This is a genomic window from Tolypothrix sp. PCC 7712, from assembly GCF_025860405.1.
Classification (GTDB): domain Bacteria; phylum Cyanobacteriota; class Cyanobacteriia; order Cyanobacteriales; family Nostocaceae; genus Aulosira; species Aulosira diplosiphon.
Genome location: NZ_CP063789.1, coordinates 33,074 through 53,808 on the forward strand (window position 1 = coordinate 33,074; position 20,735 = coordinate 53,808).

23 protein-coding genes are annotated in these 20,735 nt (G+C 44.4%); 7 read left to right on the forward strand and 16 right to left on the reverse strand.

Translation table 11 applies throughout. The features are described 5' to 3' along the window. Nucleotides 1-105 precede the first annotated feature (105 nt). The 3 genes from HGR01_RS39435 (at nucleotide 106) to HGR01_RS39445 (ending at nucleotide 1,657) form a co-directional block, all read left to right on the forward strand. Nucleotides 106-747 carry a tyrosine-type recombinase/integrase gene (locus HGR01_RS39435; RefSeq protein WP_071989483.1) on the forward strand — a complete coding sequence of 214 codons (642 nt, stop codon included), beginning with the start codon at nucleotides 106-108 and terminating at the stop codon, nucleotides 745-747. Nucleotides 748-968: 221 nt separating this feature from the next. Continuing rightward, a complete protein-coding gene (locus HGR01_RS39440) occupies nucleotides 969-1,331 on the forward strand; it encodes a type II toxin-antitoxin system RelE/ParE family toxin (RefSeq protein WP_045874278.1) in 363 nt (120 codons plus the stop codon). Continuing rightward, a complete protein-coding gene (locus HGR01_RS39445) occupies nucleotides 1,328-1,657 on the forward strand; it encodes an XRE family transcriptional regulator (RefSeq protein ID WP_045874277.1) in 330 nt (109 codons plus the stop codon). The genes HGR01_RS39440 and HGR01_RS39445 overlap by 4 nt, the downstream gene beginning before the upstream one ends. Nucleotides 1,658-1,679: 22 nt before the next feature. On the opposite strand, the gene HGR01_RS39450 is transcribed toward HGR01_RS39445, so the two are convergent. From HGR01_RS39450 to HGR01_RS39495, 10 genes are all read right to left on the reverse strand, one after another. Beyond that, complete coding sequence (locus HGR01_RS39450; protein WP_045874276.1) at nucleotides 1,680-2,198, reverse strand: GNAT family N-acetyltransferase; 519 nt, start codon at nucleotides 2,196-2,198, stop codon at nucleotides 1,680-1,682. Nucleotides 2,199-2,201: 3 nt separating this feature from the next. Further along, nucleotides 2,202-2,510, reverse strand: coding sequence for a DUF1778 domain-containing protein (locus HGR01_RS39455; protein ID WP_045874275.1), 309 nt, complete (start codon nucleotides 2,508-2,510; stop codon nucleotides 2,202-2,204). A 97-nt stretch (nucleotides 2,511-2,607) separates the two neighbouring features. Continuing rightward, a complete protein-coding gene (locus tag HGR01_RS39460) occupies nucleotides 2,608-5,001 on the reverse strand; it encodes a hypothetical protein (RefSeq protein ID WP_045874274.1) in 2,394 nt (797 codons plus the stop codon). Nucleotides 5,002-6,050: 1,049 nt separating this feature from the next. After that, on the reverse strand, nucleotides 6,051-8,063 hold the full coding sequence (locus HGR01_RS39465; RefSeq protein WP_052335428.1) for a hypothetical protein: 2,013 nt from the start codon (nucleotides 8,061-8,063) through the stop codon (nucleotides 6,051-6,053). Between the two features lie 92 nt (nucleotides 8,064-8,155). Further along, nucleotides 8,156-8,863 carry a hypothetical protein gene (locus tag HGR01_RS39470; protein WP_045874273.1) on the reverse strand — a complete coding sequence of 236 codons (708 nt, stop codon included), beginning with the start codon at nucleotides 8,861-8,863 and terminating at the stop codon, nucleotides 8,156-8,158. 117 nt (nucleotides 8,864-8,980) lie between these two features. Beyond that, nucleotides 8,981-9,412: a hypothetical protein gene (locus HGR01_RS39475; RefSeq protein WP_045874272.1), complete on the reverse strand. Its 432-nt coding sequence runs from the start codon at nucleotides 9,410-9,412 to the stop codon at nucleotides 8,981-8,983. 76 nt (nucleotides 9,413-9,488) lie between these two features. Then, nucleotides 9,489-9,797 (reverse strand): hypothetical protein, encoded by a 309-nt coding sequence (locus tag HGR01_RS39480; protein ID WP_235623133.1) that lies wholly within the window; start codon nucleotides 9,795-9,797, stop codon nucleotides 9,489-9,491. Between the two features lie 138 nt (nucleotides 9,798-9,935). Continuing rightward, on the reverse strand, nucleotides 9,936-10,253 hold the full coding sequence (locus HGR01_RS39485; protein WP_045874270.1) for a hypothetical protein: 318 nt from the start codon (nucleotides 10,251-10,253) through the stop codon (nucleotides 9,936-9,938). Next, nucleotides 10,250-10,591: a hypothetical protein gene (locus HGR01_RS39490; protein ID WP_045874269.1), complete on the reverse strand. Its 342-nt coding sequence runs from the start codon at nucleotides 10,589-10,591 to the stop codon at nucleotides 10,250-10,252. The genes HGR01_RS39485 and HGR01_RS39490 overlap by 4 nt, the downstream gene beginning before the upstream one ends. Nucleotide 10,592: 1 nt before the next feature. Further along, on the reverse strand, nucleotides 10,593-11,669 hold the full coding sequence (locus HGR01_RS39495) for a ParM/StbA family protein (protein ID WP_045874268.1): 1,077 nt from the start codon (nucleotides 11,667-11,669) through the stop codon (nucleotides 10,593-10,595). 18 nt (nucleotides 11,670-11,687) lie between these two features. Between HGR01_RS39495 and HGR01_RS39500 the strand changes: the two genes are divergently transcribed. Beyond that, nucleotides 11,688-12,302 carry a hypothetical protein gene (locus HGR01_RS39500; protein WP_052335427.1) on the forward strand — a complete coding sequence of 205 codons (615 nt, stop codon included), beginning with the start codon at nucleotides 11,688-11,690 and terminating at the stop codon, nucleotides 12,300-12,302. After that, the gene (locus tag HGR01_RS39505; RefSeq protein WP_045874267.1) at nucleotides 12,289-12,468 is read left to right on the forward strand and encodes a hypothetical protein; all 180 of its coding nucleotides are present in this window, start codon (nucleotides 12,289-12,291) and stop codon (nucleotides 12,466-12,468) included. The genes HGR01_RS39500 and HGR01_RS39505 overlap by 14 nt, the downstream gene beginning before the upstream one ends. Before the next feature lie 150 nt (nucleotides 12,469-12,618). Here HGR01_RS39505 and HGR01_RS39510 read toward each other — a convergent pair whose 3' ends face one another. From HGR01_RS39510 to HGR01_RS39530, 5 genes are all read right to left on the reverse strand, one after another. After that, nucleotides 12,619-14,877 carry a vWA domain-containing protein gene (locus tag HGR01_RS39510; RefSeq protein ID WP_045874266.1) on the reverse strand — a complete coding sequence of 753 codons (2,259 nt, stop codon included), beginning with the start codon at nucleotides 14,875-14,877 and terminating at the stop codon, nucleotides 12,619-12,621. 45 nt (nucleotides 14,878-14,922) lie between these two features. Continuing rightward, nucleotides 14,923-15,528: a hypothetical protein gene (locus tag HGR01_RS39515; RefSeq protein WP_045874265.1), complete on the reverse strand. Its 606-nt coding sequence runs from the start codon at nucleotides 15,526-15,528 to the stop codon at nucleotides 14,923-14,925. Nucleotides 15,529-15,531: 3 nt separating this feature from the next. After that, the gene (locus HGR01_RS39520) at nucleotides 15,532-16,218 is read right to left on the reverse strand and encodes a hypothetical protein (RefSeq protein ID WP_045874264.1); all 687 of its coding nucleotides are present in this window, start codon (nucleotides 16,216-16,218) and stop codon (nucleotides 15,532-15,534) included. 167 nt (nucleotides 16,219-16,385) lie between these two features. Continuing rightward, entirely contained in the window at nucleotides 16,386-17,474 is a 1,089-nt protein-coding gene (locus HGR01_RS39525; RefSeq protein WP_045874263.1) for an AAA family ATPase, read from the reverse strand. 150 nt (nucleotides 17,475-17,624) lie between these two features. Then, complete coding sequence (locus HGR01_RS39530; protein WP_045874262.1) at nucleotides 17,625-17,822, reverse strand: hypothetical protein; 198 nt, start codon at nucleotides 17,820-17,822, stop codon at nucleotides 17,625-17,627. 252 nt (nucleotides 17,823-18,074) lie between these two features. Between HGR01_RS39530 and HGR01_RS39535 the strand changes: the two genes are divergently transcribed. Continuing rightward, nucleotides 18,075-18,458: a hypothetical protein gene (locus HGR01_RS39535; RefSeq protein WP_045874261.1), complete on the forward strand. Its 384-nt coding sequence runs from the start codon at nucleotides 18,075-18,077 to the stop codon at nucleotides 18,456-18,458. A gap of 13 nt (nucleotides 18,459-18,471) precedes the next feature. Then, nucleotides 18,472-18,783, forward strand: coding sequence for a hypothetical protein (locus HGR01_RS39540; RefSeq protein WP_045874260.1), 312 nt, complete (start codon nucleotides 18,472-18,474; stop codon nucleotides 18,781-18,783). Between the two features lie 78 nt (nucleotides 18,784-18,861). On the opposite strand, the gene HGR01_RS39545 is transcribed toward HGR01_RS39540, so the two are convergent. Next, entirely contained in the window at nucleotides 18,862-20,001 is a 1,140-nt protein-coding gene (locus tag HGR01_RS39545; RefSeq protein ID WP_228045834.1) for an ISH3 family transposase, read from the reverse strand. Nucleotides 20,002-20,735 lie beyond the last annotated feature (734 nt).

Genomic DNA, 20,735 nt, shown 5'->3' on the forward strand with positions numbered 1-20,735 from the left:
TTGGACGTTCTGCACTTCTCTCGGCTCTATCTCTCAGTAACAACTCTACGATACTGCTACAACACTTCTGCCATAATGAGCTGTTGTTACTGTATTGCGGCAGCGGTGAAGATAGATCGGCACGGCAAAGCTAAAGTTTTAAAACAGGAAGAAATCCAACGCCTTTTCACCGAGGGGCTTGTAAGCCTGCGAGATCGCACATTATGCGCGGTGATGCTGTACACAGCTTGCCGCGTCAAAGAATGTGTCACCTTGAAAATCAGGGATGTTTACGACAGCAAGGGACGGGTGAGACCAGAGTTGATTTTCCGCAAAGGCAACACCAAGGGTAAACTGGCTACCCGGACTATCCCGGTGCTGGACGATTTGCGCCGTCACCTGAAACTGTACAAACCCAAGACTTCCCACGATGGCTACCTCTTTCCGGGACGTTGGGGGCGGGGGCATTTGCATGAAGACTATGCCGCGCTGATTTTCCGGAAGGGGTGCGAACAGGTTGACATCGAGGGGGCCTCGACCCATAGCTGCCGACGCACCGCCCTGACTCTCATGCACCGCAATGGCGTACCACTGCGGGTCATTCAGGAAATCAGCGGGCATCGCAGTCTGGAACAACTGCAACGGTATCTGGAAGTGGAGTCCGACCAGATTCGCGGCGCGATCGCCATGTTGAGTATGCTTTCTCCCATAGAGACACAAGGAAGTGCCGAGCCAAGCCCTAATAGCGACCAATACCAGCCGTTTTAGATCGGGATATGCACCTATCCCGATCTAACCCTTTACAGCCTAAATTCAACCACTCCCGGTCACGATTCCCACTTACTCTTGGTGTCTCCTACCAATTTCTATACGCAGAGGTATTACGGTTAGTTCAGATACCTTCTTGGCGCTTTCGCATCCTGGTCTCACCAACAAGTACGAACCATAATATCATTGAAGATATATATCATATATGATAAGTTATAAGAATGTGCTGGAATGTTGAATTGCATCCTTTATTTGCACAGGAGTTCTTGGAGTTCTCTGAAGCGGTGCAGGATGCTTTGTTAGCCGAAATCGCCTTGCTGGAAAAGTACGGCCCGCTGCTGGGCAGACCGCATGTGGACACACTTAACGGTTCTAAACACGCAAATATGAAAGAGCTGCGATTTACAGCAGATAACGGTGTGTGGCGAGCGGCCTTTGCCTTCGATCCGCAGCGTCAAGCCATTGTGCTGGTCGCTGGCGATAAATCTGGGACGAGTGAAAAACGATTTTATAAGCAACTGATCAAAAAGGCCGATAAACGCTTTGACAATCATTTGAACCAGTTACAGGAGGAAGAGCAATGACCAAAGGGAAAATCTTACAAAGTATATGGGATAATTTGCCGGACGACCGCAAGGAGCGCATACAGGCGCGGGCGGAAGAATTAGAAATGGAATATCTCACCTTGCAGGAGCTACGAAAAGCCGCAGGATTGACACAGGCGGAAATTTCCAGAAACTTGGAAATGCCACAGTCGAACGTTTCACGTCTAGAAAGAGAATCGGATATGTTACTTTCAACTCTCCAAAACTACATTGCTGCGATGGGCGGCAGTCTCATTATTACCGTTGAGCTTCCAAATAAGCCACCTGTTCGCCTCAACATGCTAAGTGACCTTGTAGACAGTTAGGTTACGAACAAGATGATCCAAGCTACCCAACTCCAAACGCTTGTAGCGCATCTGCGATCGTTACCATGAGGGTCATCGGCGCAACAGGTGAGGGGATAAAACCGCATTTCTCATAGAACTGCTTCGCTTCAACAGAAATGGCATGAACAAGAATCGCCCTGATTCCGGCAATCTTTGCTGCCTGGAGGGTACGAAGCACTGCATCACGCACTAGAGCATACCCAAGACCTTGCCCTTGCCAATTAATATCTACCGCCAGCCGACCAATGACCATCACGGGAATCGGGTCTGGCATATTGCGCCGGACTTTACCAGGAGCGGTGGTATTGATGACACTGCCATTTGCTAAACAATAATAGGCGATCGCTTTCTGACCCACCGTTACCACGTAAGTTCTGGAAGCTCCGCTAGCTTCGTTTTTCAAAGCACGTTTTTTTAACCACTCATCCAGTTCGGCATTACCGGAATCAAAGTTTTCTAATTGATGCTCGGCATTGAGAGGTTCTGGAGCCTGAATTTGTTGTTCTTGAGAGCCTGTCACGCCCTACTCCCCCACGCCCTGTTCCCAAGGTGCTTTCTTGGTGAGCAACTTCCGGAGGTTGGCATTGGTGGCAGGTGGCTGATCCAGTAATTCGACAAATTGCTGAAACTTTTCATCATCCAGCATAAACAGCCGCCGATCTAGCAAAACTGCTTCTGCTTCTCGACAGGCGGTCTCCAGCATGAAATCGGAACGGTTCTTGCCCAGGGCTTCTGCTGCTCGGTCAATTAAATCCCGTTGTCCCTGGTGTGCCCTGATGTTGATAGTGACATCACGGTTTTGATGGTTGGACGATCCTGTTTGGGGCTGCATAAATCGCTTGTTTTTCTTTGTCCACACAATGAGTATACAATTTTTGTATATACAATGCCAATACAAAATTGGCGTTCGCAGGGTTTAGCCAGAGAGATTAAAAGCGGGTTTGATTTTGCAAATGCGCTAGCAGTTCCTCACTGGGCGGATTTTCAGCTAGCCACTGCTCGGCCTCATGCCGGAGAATCGGGGAACTGGACTCCCGCATTAGCAGCCGTTGGGCAAGCTGCTCCATTTTTTGACGAAGCACCGGGGGCAAGTGCAGGTCTTCTGCCATACAGTATGTTTTAACCCAGTGTTTCGCTTGGGCGATCGTCTGGAGTTTCAGGCGGGCTGCCTCTCGATGCTGCTCTGGGGTACAGCTGACGGTATTGATAGCAGAATTGCTATCAATACCGTCAGCTGTACCTGTTGATGATTCCGGTTCCTCTGGAGAAGAAACATCAGGGAGAGAAGCAGCTGCGTGAGAAGTGATAGAGGTATCAGGTGCTGATGAGCCTGCATTGCTGACACCTGGGTGTATAGAGACGGGTATAGAAAAGGGTATAGAAACTGGTGGAGAAGTTGGTATAGAAGCTGGTACAGACACAGGTGCTGACTGGAGGTTGATAACAATGTCGCTATCAGCCGAGCTGACAGGTTCTGTGATATTTGGGCTGTGGATGGGTATCCCGATTGTTTCAATGATTGATAAGTCTGATTTATCAAACTTTTGACAGTCGCCGGAATTTGAAAGACATTGGCTTTGCTTATGAATCACTGAAGAATCACAATCGGATTGTTGATTGTGAGAATTAAATTCTGGATTTTTAAATCGTTGATTTTCAGATTGTGGATTTACAGTTTCAAGTAAAATCTCATCTTGAACAAATTGGGGATTATGAGAATTAGATTCTTGGTTTTCAGGTGACTGATTCTCACAGGCCCGATTTTCAGATGTATTTAGAATCTCACGTTGAGAGCTGATGGCGGGCTGACGGCTAACGCCGTCGCTCGCATCAGCCGAAGGTAGATAAAAAACCTTCATTATAGGGGGGGGTGTGTAAATCTGCTGAGTCTGGTGCTGTAACAAGGGTTCCAGGTTTTCGTCAGCTAGCCACGGATCTGGTAATTTTGGGTATTTTTCGGGCTGTAAGGGGGCTATAACTGGCTCTGGAGAAGCATTTACATGCTGTTTGGGGGTAGGGGTGTTTTCTTGCCCTTCGTGCAAAGGATGCCACAACCACAGGTATTCTGGCTTATGGAGTGTAGTTTGGCTCGTCCCCTTCCCGTATTGCTGTTTAGAAGCAGCAATGATTGCTTTGGCACGTTCGCTGGCGGTAGCAGGAAATTTCCCTTGCCCTTTGAGGTTGGCGACAACAGCAGTAATTCGTTCCAAGGTTTCCTGTTGGCGTTGCTGGTTGGGATGCGGGAAAGCAATCAGGTTGTTATTGCCATAACTAGCAGCAAAGTGTTCGCGGTAACTGGCCGAGCGGTTGGGGTAGGAAGGATACGGTGTATAAAATCCTTCACAGCACTTTGCCCATTCGGCAGCACGTCGTTCAATTTCGTGCTGGTGGCGGCAATACTGGTGGTAGCCGGGAGCAGCCAGGGCGGTTGTGACAATGTAGTCAATCAGTTTTAGCCCGCTAAGATTACCAAAAACAATACCATAGCAAGCGATGTCCTTCAGCAGGTCGTTGGTTTGGTGAAAATCTGTCCAGCCTTCCCTGATGCGTTCCAGCAGATCTTGTTGCCACAGAAAGACGGCATTACTCATGCCGTTGTCTGACCAGAACATTTTCTGTTTGCTGGCGGCGGCGATCGCCTGCTGTAATCCCTGATCATCTTGTCCTTGAGCTGACCAATTGGCAGCCCGTAGGAATTTCGCCAGGTCATTACTTTCGATTTGCCAGTCCGCATCTAATATATATGACCCCGCTTGCAGGGGCAGGCGATGGGCTTTGAAACTCGTGGGCTTGTCTTTACTATAGGGTTTGGGATTGGGGAAGATTTCTAACTGCCCGCCCTTGGTCGTGAGTCTGGCTTCCTTCAGGGCCAGCCACACCGCACAGGCCAGAGAAAAGGAATGTATTTCTGAGCCGAAAAAATAATAAATATGAATACCGCCACTGTCACTGCTTTGGATTACCACAGGACGGCATAAGCCGATTTTCTCCAGTGCGGCCAGCACTTTGCCATAGGCTTGAGGGTTGTTATAGGGATGGTATTGGCTGTTACGGTCAATGTCGAGCATGAGATAGCGCGTCCATTTACCAAACTTCAAGCCCAGCAACACATCCGGGTTCAAGTACTGACTCCAGAGGTTTCGCGGCTGGATGGGATAGCGGCTTTCTGTCTGCCAGGCAGGACGCTCACCCTCGCTTGGTACGGGTGCGTAAATAAACCCCCAAGGATGGTAAAAATACTGGAGAAATTTTTGACCCAATATATCTTCTGGCAACAGTCCCTCAAGGGTACTGTATCCTTTTTTCTTCTTTTCTGGCTGCATGACAAAAAATTTCCCATGAAAATTTTTCACCAGCAGCAAGCACTGGAAACAGCGTTGTGATAAACTAATGGCAATGGGAAGGCCAGACTGACTATAATGTCAGCCTGCTTAAAAAGCAGAATGGACTTTTCAGCTTGGTTAGCCGTTATCAGGCTGTTTTATCAGCAGGATCTACCAGAGTCAAACCGAGGCATTAAGAATGCCGTTTTAAGTTTTCCTGGGGGATAAGCATAAAACATAGTCTGCTCGCGGTGTATCAGGGACTAAGGAAGGCACCCTCAGTGTGGAATACAAATCTCTCCTGCTGTATGTGCCTGCTGCGATTCGGGAAAGCACGCGGGAATTGTTTTCAGTCGCCAAACCAAAAGGGCAATTTCCGTGGCAAAATCCCATCAGACAAACAAAAATCTATATGAAATTTATTTGCCTTTTAATAAGGATACTCCCTGACAGAGCTTTTTTATCAGGGAGTTTTGCCTTGTTAAATTTTCTTCAAAAAAATCCTCCTAGAGAAGGATCTCTGATTTTTTAGTCGAATAGAGGCCAGGGTGGTAATAGAGAGAGTTAGCATTGTTCTCGCTGCCATAGATTTTTGCTGACGCTTCATCTCTCTTCTCTCCTCTTGGTTTTGGGTGTCTGTCTGAGCTGATTCAGGTTGAGTCGGTTGAGGACAGACTATAGCAGGTGTCTTTGGTTGAGGCTGTCAGAGATAGGCTTTCTCTGTGGCGACTACAGCCTGTCATCCCTTGCCGTGGTCTGCCTTGGCCTGCCTTGAGAGAGCAGGGGGAGCTGGGGAGGCTGGGGGAACTGGGGGAGAAAAACACTTTTATGCAACGCTGGTGAAACTTGTTCATGGGGGCTGCCTTGTTTTTGACCACAGTGTGCGTAAATGCCGTAATTAAGGCAGTGGCCCCGCAAGCAAGCCGTATCCTCCTGCCGTGGCTGCCGTGTTTGCAGTGTCAGGGTTGCCTTGTTTCTGCTCTACTGCCGTGTGTGGGCTGAGAACAGGGTTTTCGTTAGCTGTTACGGCAACAAGGCAGTGCGGCGGTTTACCAGTCGGCTTTGCACCAGCTATCTGCCCCATCAAAAATCAGCGTTCCGGCTGCCACTAATTCCGCTAGGGCGTGAAAAATCTGCGCGTCCGTGTAACCGGACAAGCGACTGGCTTTTTTCATGTCCCGCAAGGTTTTGGGGGATTGGGCTTTGACGGCATCGAAAAAGGCCAGAACATCTCTAGCGCTGGGGGACAGTTCGGTTGACTGTTCCGCTTGCCTACTCGATTGCACTTTGGCGATCGCGTTTGTGAGTTCCTGCCTTTCAACTATGTTTAAGGAATCCTGGGGCAGTGTTGGTTGGTGGCTGGGGTGGTTGGCATCGGTTAATTCCGGAAAGAAAGTCAGCAGGGTACGGGCGGGATCTGGCTGTCCCGTGAACGGGTTGGTTTCGGTTTTCAGCCACGCTGGGATGGTGCCGATTTCGCCTCTGGGTAAGGGAGTTGCGAAGCTTTCCGGGTCTGCCAGAAAATAGGTTCCGGTGGCCACAGCAATGGAACGGAGAGTGCCAACTTTTTTGGAAGTCGATTCACAGCCAATAAAGGTGACATCGGCTTTGAAGGTGCTGCTCAGTCCACTGGTATTGCCTGTGCCTACCCAAGAAGTCAGGTTTTGACCGTGCAGCACGACGAAAATCTGTGCGCCTTTCTTACTGGCGCGGGACAGCAGAAATCGGATCATCCATTGCTTTTGTTCCGCTTCCAGATAGTCTGACAGGGCGACAGCTTCATCAATGACAATGATGCGGTCGGCGTAGGCCCCTACCGCCGCCTTGTCCATCTCCCGCAAGTAGCGGTACAGTTCCGCCGCGACGGATTTATCTGGTTCGTCCTTTTCGGGGAAACTGTAGGCGCAGATTAGGCGATCGCAGTGGAAGGGATAGAGGTCACATCCAGCACTAAAGTAGTGAACTTTCAGATCGGGAGATAAGGCGCTCTCAAGGATGGCGAGGATTGCCATCAGGGTTCCCTTGCCACCGCGCTGGTTGCCGCAGATAACGGTAATTTGTCTGTCCACGCATTTGGCGAGGTCGAATCCTGCCTGGTGTAACAATTTGATAATCTGTTCGGCGCGTTGGTTGAGTGGTAACGCTAGGAGCGAATCGATATTGATAGGGGTTGAGGGCGTGGATTGCTTGGCAGGTAACGGGGTATCTATTCGCCTTGCTGCGCCGTCTGTTACACCAGGAGGGCTGTCCTTGAGATTAACGGTTGGTGGTTCAGGGAGAGACACCGTTGTCGGCGGCGGCAGGGAAATGATTTTGGGTTGTGGGAGTGCGGTTCTCTGCGCTTGCAGTGCCTGCACAATGCGGTAATTAAGCTGTGGGTCAAGGGACACTGAGGCCAGATGTTGATTTAAACTGGCTTGGTCGGGCAATGCCCCTTTGTAATCTATGTAACGGTCAAGTAACCAGCGATACGCATAAAACCGTTTCCCCGTTTCTACCTGGTCAAGATAGGCACTGAGAGGGGTGTTAAACTCGCGGAGCATGGCAAACTCGTAGCGTTCATATAAATCGAGGTGGAACATCAAATCTGCCAGCTCGTTTTTTTGGCTAAACCAGTCTATCCGCGCTTCGCTGTCCCCCATTGCTGCCAAGAATTCAAAGAAATTGCCGCGTAAAAAGGGAAGGGGGGCGAAGCAGTGCGAATCGTTTAAATCCTGGCCCACCGACCACACATAGCCTACGCCAGCAATCAGCGCCCCAATCGGAGCTAAGGGACTGGTGGCGTAACAGACTGCCCCAACAGCAGTTCCGGCCAGGGTAATCAGTTTGGCAACATTCATCTGTGCCCGTCCCCTCTGTCCTCGGTACAGTAACTGGTCTTGGCGTTCCACCAGCCAGGAAGCGGCATTTCCAGCTTCTAAATGTTCAATGCAGGGGTAATTGTCCCTGAGCCGTGCGGTTTCTCTGGTGGTCAGGGTGGGCAAGGGTTGAGGTGGATTAACTGATTGGGGTGCAATCGGGGTTGAGGGTTCTGGTGGGTGTTGACGATCAAAGAAGTTCATAGTGATTTACTTCCCCAAGTAGACGCTTTGTAACCTCAGCGGAGCCGGAGACGCTCCGCCTCCGATAAAGAGTATGATTGAGGTACGAAATTTTACTTGCTGGTTAATTTCCAAATGCTGTATCCCACCTCGCCAGCGCACATGGTAGCGATGTTATAGGCGAGACAGGCGATAATCTGCCCAGGATTGGTGTAACGGAAGGGGTTGCGACCAGCAAAGGTTGTCACAATATCAAACACCCAGAAGAAAAGGGCGATCGCTCCTCCGGTATGTCGTTCCCGCATCCCGGCGCGTTTATAATCCCCCCAGAGGGCTTGAGATAAATCAATTTTGCCCGTGGGTTTGGCTGGCAGGTTGTACTGGGTGCTGGCTTCAAATTCTACTTTGGCTTGGTCAGGACGCTTGCCGCGTAGGGTTCTAGCTTCCATAATTTGTACGAGGGCGCTGATGCCCACTGATAGCCAGAACAAGGGATTAAAGGGTAAGGTCAGCCATCCGAGCCAGCCGATCCAGGTGCTTTCAAACCACGGTAGTAGAGGTGTTCCTTGAAACATTACCTGCCAGATACCATCCGTACTAAGCAGGGTTCCAGTGAAAAATCCCAGTGCCCCTAAAATTTTTGAGCCGCTTGAGCCTGGAGTAACGAATTGCGCCAGGATGTAGGAAACAAAGCTGACGGGGATGGAGATGATATTTACCAGCCACTGAGCAACAATTTCTACATAGTTAATGACGGATTTTTGCTTTTGTTGCTGTCGGTTGGATGTCGTTTCCTTAGTATCTTTATCAAGCAATGTCATAATTGCTACCTCTGTTTAGGTTTAAGCAAAAAGAAGGGCTGGGGTAGCGAAGAAGTAACAATTAACAACTCTCTTTCCCCCCCTGCTTCCCCAGCACCCTCTGCTCCCCCTGCTCTTTCAGAGGACAGGGGCGTTGTTACAGACATTCTGGTAGTAGTGTTTCCACAACCATTGACGGTTGCGGATTTGACCGATGCATGTACCAGCAGCGTCATAGACAAACACTTCCTCATCCGCTAGCCAGCCAGTAGTATCTGGTTTGGGGTTGCGTCGGGGGGTATCATAGTAGCCGCGAATCTTCAGCTTCTGTCCGTTTGGCAGAACACCTGTTTGTGCTAGTTTGTCGGCGGTTTGTTTACGCTGCTCAATTCTGCTGCGTTCTAATTCTTCACTGTTGCGTAGTTGTGCTTGCTCTAGGAGGTTTTGGGCTTCTAGTTGGGAACTGGCGTTAAACGCCTTGAACTGTGATGGCAGTTTGAAGATTAAGGGGGAAGCGACACACAGCAATCCCAACAGCCCAAAGGTGGCTGGTATTTGATAGCGTGTCATGGGTTGGTAGAAATGGAATGTTCAGGGGCTGGATGTTGACCCAGCCTTCAGTTATTGCTTGCTGTCCCGGTGAATGCTATGCAGGAGATTTTGCTTGATTGACTAAGGCTTCGATGAGGCCCAGCTTGTCACTGGTGGAAAGTTCATCAAGCCGCACCATCGCCTCTTCTACGCTGGCTCTAATGTCATCTTCTTGTTCAGCGCAGACATCTTCTGCCAATTTCACGATCATCCAGAGGCGTTCGGTGTTATTGAGTTTTTGGAACTGCGCTCCCCACGCTTCTTGCATTTCTGCCAGTAATCCTTCGTCCCCTGGGGTGTATGCGGTGTAGTAGCCAATTGGTTTCATGAGATTGCCCTCTCTTGCCCTACTGCAATTTGGCACAATTGATTGGTCAACAAATCCAGCAGGTGTTTGATATGTTGTGGGTGCTGGTAGGCGAACTGCCGATGATTGGACAAACTATTCTGTTGACCCTGATTTAGGGCAGTTACATTTTGTCGCATAATAATAATGATGTCCTTATAGTTTTCGTGCTTGATGAATCTGTAAGGAAACAAGTACCCCTGATTTGGTAGCCAGCCTGGGCAGGGGTGCTATCTTCCTTTGCTCAAATTCGCTCAGGGCGTATGCCAGTTCGTCCAATGCTTGGATAGCATCGCCTATGCGTAAATCGGGGTTATATGTGCCGGAACAGACTAGTTCCAGCACTGTTGAGTCTTGCGCTAAATCATTGATGGATTGGCGAATGTCTGCAATCTGAGCCAAGACATTTGCAGGTGATGGTTGCGGTGTTTGTGCGATCGCGGGTTTTTCTCTGCTGCTGTTGTTGGGTATCATGCGGCCTCCTGTTCAAATAATTCTCCTAATTGGTAGTCCAAACTAAAATCATCGGCTTCTGCGGCAGCCGCTACAGACTCCCCTGCTCTACCCTGCGATATGAAGGAAAAGTTCCGGGCAGAGGGTGAGAAACTCAGCAGCCAGTCCACTAGCCGTCCCAAAGGCATTTTGCGAGTAATACCGTGGGCTAGTTTGTGTTCGTAAAGGGCACGGTTGACCAAGGTTGAGTAATCTATCGGGGTCAATGTCTCTGGGGTTTTTCCTAAAATTCGCTCTGCCTGGGTTTCTAGATATTGTTGTAAATCTTCTTCCAGGCGTACCCGTTTTAGTTCCGCCATGTTATTTACCTCGCTGGTAACGACCTTCGGCAATTCGCTGTAAGCCCAAAGCATTTGCCCAGCAAGCTTCTGGGATGGGGGTAATGCCTGCTTTCTGGAATTTTTCTTGGGCGAAAGGCAAGGCTGCGCCACCACCCCAGGCGACGAGGCTTTGAGCTGCATCCCGCCATTCCTCTACTTCTGCTAAAGCCAAGCGGATGCGGTCATCAAGCCAGGTTTTGAGATGACGGGTGTAGAGATGCTGAAAACTGAAGTTTCGGGTGCCGTACTTCAAACTGTGGTTTTCAATCGCTTGGCGGATTAGTTCGGTGTTACCCGCTTTACCTGTACCGAGGTCTTTCACCAGTTCGACATCGGCGGCGATCTGCTCTAGCAAATCAACACATCCCCCCACTGCCAGCACATTGCGGTGAATAATCTTGCCACTGGGAGCAAACACTGTAGGAATAACGGTGGATGTGCCAAAGTCCAAGGCGATGACATGACCGGAGATGTCAATCAGGGGGTCTGGTTTGTAGGCGGCACAAAAGGCATAGCTGCCAGCTCCTTCAGGCACTACAAGGGAGACTGTGAGAACAACCTGGGTTTTTGGTTTGTCTCGACCGCCAAAACTTACGGTATGGGTGCCACTGGTTTTGGTGGTGACCAGTTCCCGGAACACTTGCGTGTTGTGGCTGCTGAGAACTAAGTGCAGATTCCAGTTTTCTTGGGGGGGTAAGCTTGCTAAAGCACCCAATATCATGTGCAGGACGTATTCGGCTTTGAGCGCTGGGTTATCGCTGAGTTTGATATGGGAGGTGGGGGCTTTCCAGGCGGCAAGGCTTCCTGTTAAATACTGTCTGCCTTTCAAATCTTGGCGGCTACCGTCGTGATAGAAAAAATGTCCGCCTTCGGGTGAGGTCAGTTCGTCGTGGAGTTCCTCGCGGACTTCGACGATTTTGGCAGGGGTGCGGACACGCTGTTGTGCTGTGCCAGTGCCGAGGGCGAGTTTTAGTAAGCCAGCACCTGTATCTACCCCGGTGGAGATCATTGAGCTGGTTTGTCCGTTTGCAGCTTTCTTTGGCTGCATCAATATCATGTGTTTTACCTCTCTGTTATGGAAATATCTGCGCTTTCTTCTACAAAGCGCTGTCTTTTATTGGCTGAAAAGCTCTGTCACGCCAATCTGGTCTGTTTTTCCTATGACGTGGGATATTTTGGTCTGATGTCCATCACTTTAGCACACATCAGTTTGATTTTTATCACACTGATAAAAATTGAGAGTAATTACGGTGATGTGCGTAAAATGGATGGCATGATCGACAAAAAGACCCAATCTGGCAAAGATCGCCTCAATGTAGATATTCGAGGTTTGCGGGAAGCGCTTGAAGCAGTTGCTGATGCTGAGGAGCGCTCTCTTTCCAATGCTGCACGAATTCTCTTGATTGAAGCACTGATGGCGCGTGGTCTAAAAATTGACAAGCCTGATGCTGCGCTATGTGTCAGCAATGACGATACTATCCATTCTGTGGTTAAACGGAATATCAATAAGCTAAAAATTGCCGGCATCAAGAATCTTAAAGCTCTTGCAAACGGTGAAGTTCTGCCAACTAGAGCAGATTTCGTTAAAATTGCCTCTGCCCTAGAACTAACCGATCTAGAACAGCGTGAATTGTGGCAACGTACTTTCAACAACCTCAATGAGGATGAGTTGCCAGATGAATCTTCTTAAGAAATTTGAAAACCGTCAGATTGGGATTGAGGAAATGAGCAATTCCCGGAAACGTACTACTATTGACCTTTCTGTTGTTGGCGATCGCATTGAGCAGCTTCGCCATGACTCTGCATGGAAGGCTTTAACCCTATTAAAAAAAGTTCTAGTTATTCTAGTGAACTGACACGCCTAAAATGATGCAATAGATTTTTGATGAAGTTGATATAAATCAATGCTTTCTCGTTTTTCCTAATGCACCAAATTAGCTGTGTCAGTCCACTAGAACAGAAAAAAGAGTGAATTTGATTAAAACCCACATTCCATACGTAGAGAACTATACAGAGTAATAATCCGCACGTCGGAAACCGCCTCTTACTCTGCCAAATTCACTAAGCCCAAAATACAAGACATTCTGGTACGGTTGGGAAGGAGTGACATCTGACATTAACTGTACTCTGCCAAGATTTTCAAAAAGTGACGCAAATTTACACAGTGTAACAGCATCATCAGCAATATAATCCGATCCTAAGTCAGAACTAGCTACTCTCAGTAAAGAAGCGTGTTTTTCAATACGTTTTTGGGCCGTCTTGACATCTTTTTCATAAAGGTCATCAAGTACATAAAAAGCTACTTCACTTGTCCATAATGCCAGGGAATGTTCAACAACTAAATCTGGTGCTAAATTGCCTGCAAACGCTAATGCAAATTCTGGCTTCTGACTCTTACGAGCAAACGTATCTACATATTGCACTGTTGCTTTGCCAACAGGCATTTGGCTTTTTTCTTCAGGTATACCAAGCTCAAAAACTAACCAGTATGTTTCACCAACAGCTAAATCTGGAACAAAAATTTTGATTCCTTCTTCTTCCGTTATTAAATCAGCTTCTGATGTAACCCCAAACTCTTCTTCTGCATTCTTTTTTGCTTCCTGAGCATCTTCTATTACAGCAGCCCTTTTTGCAGGTTCTGTAATTAAATCATGACCATACAAGTAAAGAATCTCAATATCTCGTCCAATATCTACTTTAATTTGAACATTAAGAGCTGCTAAATGCTCTCTTCTGTGCAATTCCTCTTGAAGGCTGTTTTTAATATCATCGATATCCCTTACAAAAGTAGATTTACCACCCGTTAAGCCTGCTAGGGCATCAAGTTCCTTAGTATTAGCATCTGACCCAAATGCAAATGTTGATAAGCGGATATTTCCGCGTGTTTTAGAATTATTTCCGCGTATTTTAGAATCTATATTTTGTCTAATTTTAATCCAGTTGGTTTCTCCCGACATTGGATTTCCATCTGAAAATAAATATATATGATTCAAAGTATTATTATTTCCGTAACGATTTATCTCGTCTATACCAAACGATAATGCTACGTTAATATCTGTTCCGCCATCTGCGATCATACCACTGATAATTTGACTAAAATTATCAAAATTAATTTTACTAATACGGGTTGCTTTTAATAAAGTTTTAGGCTGTGTATCAAAAGTAATAATTCCAATCACATCATCATCTTTCATCCTTTGAAATAATTCTTTGATTGAAGACTTAACATCATTCAATTTGTCCCCGAACATCGAGCCACTCGTATCTATAACAAAAATATAATTAGCCGATGGTGCTTTGTTTTTAGGATGATCTGATGGAGCAAGATCTGAGGTTTTCAAAGCAATTTCTAAATAATGTGTAGCTCGTTCATCACGCTTTTGGCTCAGCTGAATTGGAGCAATTCCATAGCTAACTGCTAGAGATTGTCCAGCTTCAGGGGAGGGGACTCGCTCACTATTGATAAAATCATCGAAGCGAATATTCCTTTGGTCAATCAATTCTCCTTGGTCTATTAAGTCTTTTATCCCAACATTTAGTCTAGTTCCAAATTGATTATTTCTTCTTATAAATAAGCCATCATGGGGCAAAGATTGGGTTTTTGGATTAAATTGAAAATCATAACCAGCATCATCCTGATAATATTTTCCTGAGTAAGAATCTGCTGATAATTCATATTGTGGTGAACATGCTGGTACGTGGATGTCAAAGTCACAGTCAAAGCCAGAAGAAGATCCTATTAATGAATTTTTTATTTGACCACTTCCACTTAATGAATTTTTTATTTGACCACTTCCACTACCAAGTGAATATGTTTGAATATTACAACAATCTTCTGTTATGTAAAAATCTAAACCCGGAACAAATTGTAATAATATTTCTTCATTTAGTGCAGGTTCCCAGTATTCATAAATACTTCTGGCTGTAGATTCAGAAACTTTAAATAATAAACCAAGAGTTCTAAATTCTAAACTAAAATTTGCTCCAACAAAAAGAGATAACAATATTTCTGCTTCTACAGCATATTTTAATTCATTTAATTTTTTGTCTCGTTGAACGAGCATTACTATTCTATTTTTATTTGTTAAGTCATCTTGATCGCGTAATATTATTTCTGATATCAATCCCTGCAATTCTTCATAGCTTCTGCCTAGCAAATACTGTGTTTCCTCAGGATGTTCTTGAATATATTCCCAAATAGTTTGATTGGGGTGGATCGTAATATATTCTTCAATGCGTTCAATAATGCGTTCAATATTTGTCATAATTTAATACCATCAAATATAGATTAAGTTTTTGAATATTTAAAACTATACAATTTTCCCATCATCTATGGAAATTGGGCATTTTTTCTCTAATTCATAACTAGTTAAAACTATTGATGAAAATAAATTTTCTTTCTCCAAACAGTCCAACCAGCAATTTAGTTCATCGTACATACCATAAATTTGACTGGCTATGATTTTAGCTTCTCCCCTGTAATTACCACCCATCAACAACAAAATTTTAATCTGCAACACCAAACTAGATAGATGACCTTCATTCAGTTGCAAAGCTTTACGGATATACTCAAGCGCAACTGGTTTATTATCTTTAGCTATAGCTACTCGGGCTTTCCAATACCAAGACTCTGGTGATTGACTGTCAAGTCTCTTAGCTTCATCAAATTTTTCTTCGGCTTGAGCGAATTTTTTGTTTTTTAATAATTCATAGCCTTCCAATATCAACTGATTTTGAGGTTTTACACCCTTAATTTCTCTCTCTCGCTCCTGAATTCTTTGTTTGATTTCTTTAATATCTTTTTCTAATTTGCGCTGCTTGCGTAGCTCATCTTCATTACGTAGTTCATCTTCTAGCTCCTTGAGCAAGCCATAATCTTTCTCAAGTTCTTCTTCTTCATGTTGACGCAGATTCAATCCTTACCTCCTTCGTAGCTTAGTTACTAATTGCTGCCAAGCTGACTTGATGTTGAACCCGCTTCCTAATTCCAACTCACCTTCGTATTCCACAAGCAGAGGAATAATAGGCAATGTGATTTTCAATTTGTGTTTAGCATCCAATTCCGGATCTTTAATAATTTTTTCAGCGATAGCAGCTTGACTTGGTGGTAAAGAAGGCAGACGTTCATCCAGAACTGCCAGCATCTGCTGCATCTCTGCTTCCGAAACCATGTTGTTATCCAATGCTTGTAGTAAGTTTTCGGTCAGAACTAATTGCGTCTGGTTGAGTTCTTTGGTAATAGAGCCAATAATAGTTTTTTCGGAAGCGTTATAGCGATCCAATATTTGAAGTTGTTTTTTATAAATTGCAATTTGCCCTGATAGTAAAACGTTTATTTTGTCATCCATCTGCTGTAATTGCCTGCCCACATCATGCACTTGGGTAGGTTCCTTGTCTATTAACTTCTGCTTTAGCTCAGAATACTCCTGCTGATAGCGATCAATAGACTTTCGCTGCCGCTCAATTTCTCTTTCATACCTACCCATAGCACGAGGGTCACTTGCAAACGCTAATTCATCATCGTATTGCTTAAGTAGTTCCCGGTCTCTATCAATATTACTTTCTAGATCTTTTAGTCTTTTTTCGTAAAAATCCAATAATTCCATAGGTATTAGTTCTTAGTTCCTAGAATAAACAGGGAGCTAAAAGGAAAATTTATAGCTATTGCTACGATAGTAGACAATATTTTGAAGATTGTGTGTTAAAGCTTGTTAATACTTCCATTTTGTAGTTATTTCCTCGGTTTGCCCCTCAACGAAAACATTGACTCGGATCATCGTGAAGGTCTCCCGCCCAAGACGTTCTTCTTCCACAACTCACCCAAACTATAATCTTCAAGCCATTCTGACAAATCCTGCCGAGCCAATCTGCGAAGCGATGATTGTCCTCCCAATCGATCAACAACAATTACATCCGCAGCATCAAATTCATTGAGCAGTTCCACAGACTGGGTTGAAACAATAACCTGTTTAGGAACAGTCTTGATCAAGGATGCCAAAATAGTTATGGCATAAGGATGAAGCCCCAGTTCCGGCTCATCCACCAAAATTGTCTCCGGCTGAAGCTCTTCCGGTTGCAAAAAAACCGTTGCCAGACACATAAAACGCAGCGTGCCATCCGAAAGTAGATGTGCCTTAAAGGGAATATCCTGACCCCGCTCGTACCATTCCAGTTCAATAACTTCTTTATTTTGTGGGGAAGGACGCAGGTAAAAGTCCCCAAAGAACGGAGCAACAAGCCGGATAGTTTTGACGATTTTCTGATAGTTTGCTGGGTAGCTGTCACGCAATAAATATAGAAAGGCTGCAAGATTTCGCGCATCAGGACGCAGATAAATATTGTCATTAATACCATGCGGCTGTTTTACATAAGCACTATCGCTAGTGTCATGGAAATGATACACGCGCCACTGTTGCATAATAGGCACGACATAGCTATCAATTTTTGTCCCCGTACCGCTTAAAGCTAACGTCTCAAAATGACCCTTACCTATTTCACGTTCACCACTCATGTTCCACCAGAAGGACTCAGAAGCGAACATCAGGCGGTTATCCTGGGTTGGTTCAAGGGTAGCAAAGTATCCATTATTGCCGAAGTATAACTGAAACTTTAGTTGTTCCGTTGTTTTGCGCCCAAAATGCAATAGCGCATCAGGGCCACCCTGGCGACTGACAAAAACTTGCAGGTTCTGCTCAAGCAACTGCCCCACCATGCGGAAGAAGTCGATAAAATTGGATTTTCCCGCTCCATTAGCACCAATCAAAACATTAAGTTTGTCAAGTTCAAGGTCACATTGGGCGATAGACTTGAAACCTCTTAAAACTATTCTTGATAGTTGTTTATCACCAATATTCCCAGTCATCGAACAGTCTCCCAATATCCGGGCTTATTATCTGCTGGCTTTATTACTCTACCTGACAACCAAAGACTCATGTAGCGCTGCGATCGCCTAAGTAAGTTTTCCCCAGAACTAAACCAACTATCCCTCTGTCTCCCTGTTCCCTGTACTGAATCAGTGCGAGCGCTCCTTTTCATCCTTAATCCACGCGATCGCCTTGGCTTTTGTATATTCGATTGAACCTTGTTCTAAAGCGAAGAGAAGCTCTTTCGGCAGATTCAGCAAAGGTAGCCGATTTTTCACATGGAATTCCCAAGTCATTTTGCCCAAAGAAGCCAGAACCTGCTCTACGACAGTCATTTTCTTGGGCATAACGTTATGCCCAGATTTATCTGCCGCGTGCTTCATTTAAAACAAGCTATGAAAGCCCGTCAATCAATTTAAAAAAGCATACATTACCTTGCGAGATAAGCTTAAAACTAATACAAAAGTACCTCTATCTTTAGGTATAAATATAAAATTTTTTGCGTAAATTATTATTACCCGATGGTTATGTTATTAATCCTTGCCAAAAAAAGGTCGAAAATGACTATTTTAGCTGCTAAAAATTATTGAGGATTATTTATGGAACCTATTTCTATGATTATTGCGGCTTTAGGTGCTGGTGCGATCGCGGCTGCTAAAGATACCGCAGGAACGGCTGTGAAAGATGCCTATCTGGGGTTGAAAACCTTGATCAAGAAGAAGTTTGAAGGCGATGTTCTGGGACAAGCAATGGTAGATGCTAAACCAGAAGAAATCAAGCAAGCTGAAGGTTTGTTGAAAGATAAAATTACCAAATCAGGAGCCGACCAAGATCAGGAAATCATTAATCTAGCTCAGGATTTACTCGAAAAAATTAAAGAACAACCTGGGGGACAGCAAATAATCAATCAAACTCAAACCAACACCATGAGTGGAAATACTGTTGGTGGAAATGTCAACTTTGCACCTGTTCAGCAAGGTTAAGGATATCAGTACTATGGGCGAGTTAGTTGCAAATCATACATCTCAAGAACAGGATAATCTCTTAAAGGATACTAGTGTTGGGGGTGATTTGACTTTCGCTCCTGTACAGATAATCAACTATTATTATCGAGAAGAAGCAAAATTAGTCCTGTCTGATTCTACAGATGCTGATGAATATCTCCCCTGCCCTTATCGGGGGTTGTTTCATTTTGGCCCCAATGATGCGGATGTGTTCTTTGGGCGAGAAATCTTTATCGAAGAAATTTCAGTAGACCTAAAAGTTTTGCGATCGCTAAAAAATGGTAGCTTACGATACATTTTTTGAGGGAAATATACAAAAGCTGAGAGTTTAGCTCAATGATAAGATTACTTTATAAATTAGCATCCAAAAATCAACCAAGATTCAGCCAGATGGTAAACACACTTCGCTCTTTACCCCATAGTTGCGGTCTACAGCTTGACGTAAAAATTCAAGCATCTGTTTGAGGGTAAATAGATGAGAAAAAACTTGTCTAGTACTTCTTTTTAAACGGCTAAGATAATGCCATACTAGATAAATCCAAACGTTAATAATTAAAAACGCCAAAGCTACAAACAGAAGTCTAATTGTTGGATTTTTGATAGTTGTTTTAATGCGGCATTGATTTTTCATCCGATAGCTACTTTCAATTCCGAAACGAAGACGATAGTCATCATGTATTGAATGTAATGACAGCTTAACTTTATAAACAGCGTAAATAAAAAACTCCCGCCCATGCGCTCGTCTTTTACCATTTTTATATGTACAAACTATCCACACATTAAAAGTAACTGAGCCATATTTATCGCTGTTTAAAGTATAACTAGTCTTATAACTACGCCGCCCTCTAATTAATTGTCTAGTTCCGCCATGTTTGCCTCGAACAATAACTGGCATTTCAAATGGGATATCCAAAGCTTGTAACCATCTAATTACAGGTACACAGAAGAATTCTCTGTCTAAATATAATCGTTCTATTTTCAGATTCAAAGGTTCAATCAGTGCTAAAAGATAAGTGATAATCGCTGCCTTAGTATTTTGTTGTTGAATAGCTTTAATAGCTAAGGTGACTCGTTTATTTTTCTTAATTACATAGACAGTAGCGTAAGCATAAAAAGAACAAGTGCCACTTTTAGCTTGACTTCTATAAATATATGGGGCTTCCGATGGTGATGGTTCACCATAATAAGGAATTAAGTTAAAATCAATAGCTATTTTTTGCTTCCCCTGTCGAATTCCTTCTGGTAAACGGCTTTGTAGTGCTGTATTTAAGTCTAATTCTAGAGATTTTAAATCTGAATATTTATCTAAATGGTAACGAATATCGTTGCTTGTCGGAACATTTTTTAAGACTTTGGTTGTGTTTTCAATACTATCCCTTTGGGTGGCTGCTCGAATTAAAATTTCAAAGATATTTTGTTGTTCACATTTACCTTGAGTAGGAATTGGAATATGTTCTGTTAAACAGTTAACTACTTCATTTAAGGTTTTACTATCAGTTAAAACTGGCTCTCTTGAACTCATAGCCAAACTAAATAATCCTCAATTTTGCTTCTTTACCTCCATACTTTACAAAAATTGCATACTACAGATCCAGAACTATGTTTTGGTGGGCGCGTTACCCTTAACTTTTTCGGTGATTAATGAGTTTTACTTATTTATGGCTGCTCAAGGAGTTTTCTAAAAAATGTATCTAATAATACGGTTTTTTTGACAACAGTCAGTTTTATAGGTATGCTCTGTGCGCGATCGCAGAACTTTTAGGTCTACTGAATTTAAAAAAGCATCCATTACCTTGCAAGATAAGTTTAAAACCAATACAAAAGTACCTCTATCTTTGGGTATAAATATAAAATTTTTTGCGTAAATTATGATTAACCGATGGTTATGTTATTAATCCTTGCCAAAAAAAGGTCAAAAATGACTATTTTAGCTGTTAAAAATTATTGAGGATTATCTATGGAACCTATTTCTATGATTATTGCGGCTTTAGTGCTGGTGCGATCGCAGATGCTAAGGATACCGCAGGAACCCGCTCGTACCATTCCAGTTCAATAACTTCCTTGTTTTGTAACAAAGGACGTAGATAAAACCCCCAAAGAACGGGGCAACAAGCTGGATGGTTTTGACGATTTTCTGATATTTTGCTGGATAGCTATCACGCAATAAATATACAGGAAAGCTGCAAGATTTCGCGTATAACTTCTACGACAGTAGAAACTTTAAAACAGTGTTCCCAGCTTTCAGCATCAGTAATT

Excerpts from the sequence above, each read along its gene's own strand:
- HGR01_RS39545 (WP_228045834.1), bottom strand. The coding sequence starts at position 20,001 with ATGAGTTCAAGAGAGCCAGTTTTAACTGATAGTAAAACCTTAAATGAA.
- HGR01_RS39505 (WP_045874267.1), top strand. The coding sequence starts at position 12,289 with ATGAATCTTCTTAAGAAATTTGAAAACCGTCAGATTGGGATTGAGGAA.
- HGR01_RS39475 (WP_045874272.1), bottom strand. The coding sequence starts at position 9,412 with ATGACACGCTATCAAATACCAGCCACCTTTGGGCTGTTGGGATTGCTG.
- HGR01_RS39525 (WP_045874263.1), bottom strand. The coding sequence starts at position 17,474 with ATGACTGGGAATATTGGTGATAAACAACTATCAAGAATAGTTTTAAGA.
- HGR01_RS39520 (WP_045874264.1), bottom strand. The coding sequence starts at position 16,218 with ATGGAATTATTGGATTTTTACGAAAAAAGACTAAAAGATCTAGAAAGT.
- HGR01_RS39530 (WP_045874262.1), bottom strand. The coding sequence starts at position 17,822 with ATGCCCAAGAAAATGACTGTCGTAGAGCAGGTTCTGGCTTCTTTGGGC.
- HGR01_RS39540 (WP_045874260.1), top strand. The coding sequence starts at position 18,472 with ATGGGCGAGTTAGTTGCAAATCATACATCTCAAGAACAGGATAATCTC.
- HGR01_RS39500 (WP_052335427.1), top strand. The coding sequence starts at position 11,688 with ATGGAAATATCTGCGCTTTCTTCTACAAAGCGCTGTCTTTTATTGGCT.
- HGR01_RS39455 (WP_045874275.1), bottom strand. The coding sequence starts at position 2,510 with ATGCAGCCCCAAACAGGATCGTCCAACCATCAAAACCGTGATGTCACT.
- HGR01_RS39440 (WP_045874278.1), top strand. The coding sequence starts at position 969 with ATGTGCTGGAATGTTGAATTGCATCCTTTATTTGCACAGGAGTTCTTG.
- HGR01_RS39510 (WP_045874266.1), bottom strand. The coding sequence starts at position 14,877 with ATGACAAATATTGAACGCATTATTGAACGCATTGAAGAATATATTACG.
- HGR01_RS39460 (WP_045874274.1), bottom strand. The coding sequence starts at position 5,001 with ATGCAGCCAGAAAAGAAGAAAAAAGGATACAGTACCCTTGAGGGACTG.
- HGR01_RS39485 (WP_045874270.1), bottom strand. The coding sequence starts at position 10,253 with ATGATACCCAACAACAGCAGCAGAGAAAAACCCGCGATCGCACAAACA.
- HGR01_RS39535 (WP_045874261.1), top strand. The coding sequence starts at position 18,075 with ATGGAACCTATTTCTATGATTATTGCGGCTTTAGGTGCTGGTGCGATC.
- HGR01_RS39470 (WP_045874273.1), bottom strand. The coding sequence starts at position 8,863 with ATGACATTGCTTGATAAAGATACTAAGGAAACGACATCCAACCGACAG.
- HGR01_RS39445 (WP_045874277.1), top strand. The coding sequence starts at position 1,328 with ATGACCAAAGGGAAAATCTTACAAAGTATATGGGATAATTTGCCGGAC.
- HGR01_RS39490 (WP_045874269.1), bottom strand. The coding sequence starts at position 10,591 with ATGGCGGAACTAAAACGGGTACGCCTGGAAGAAGATTTACAACAATAT.
- HGR01_RS39465 (WP_052335428.1), bottom strand. The coding sequence starts at position 8,063 with ATGAACTTCTTTGATCGTCAACACCCACCAGAACCCTCAACCCCGATT.
- HGR01_RS39495 (WP_045874268.1), bottom strand. The coding sequence starts at position 11,669 with ATGATATTGATGCAGCCAAAGAAAGCTGCAAACGGACAAACCAGCTCA.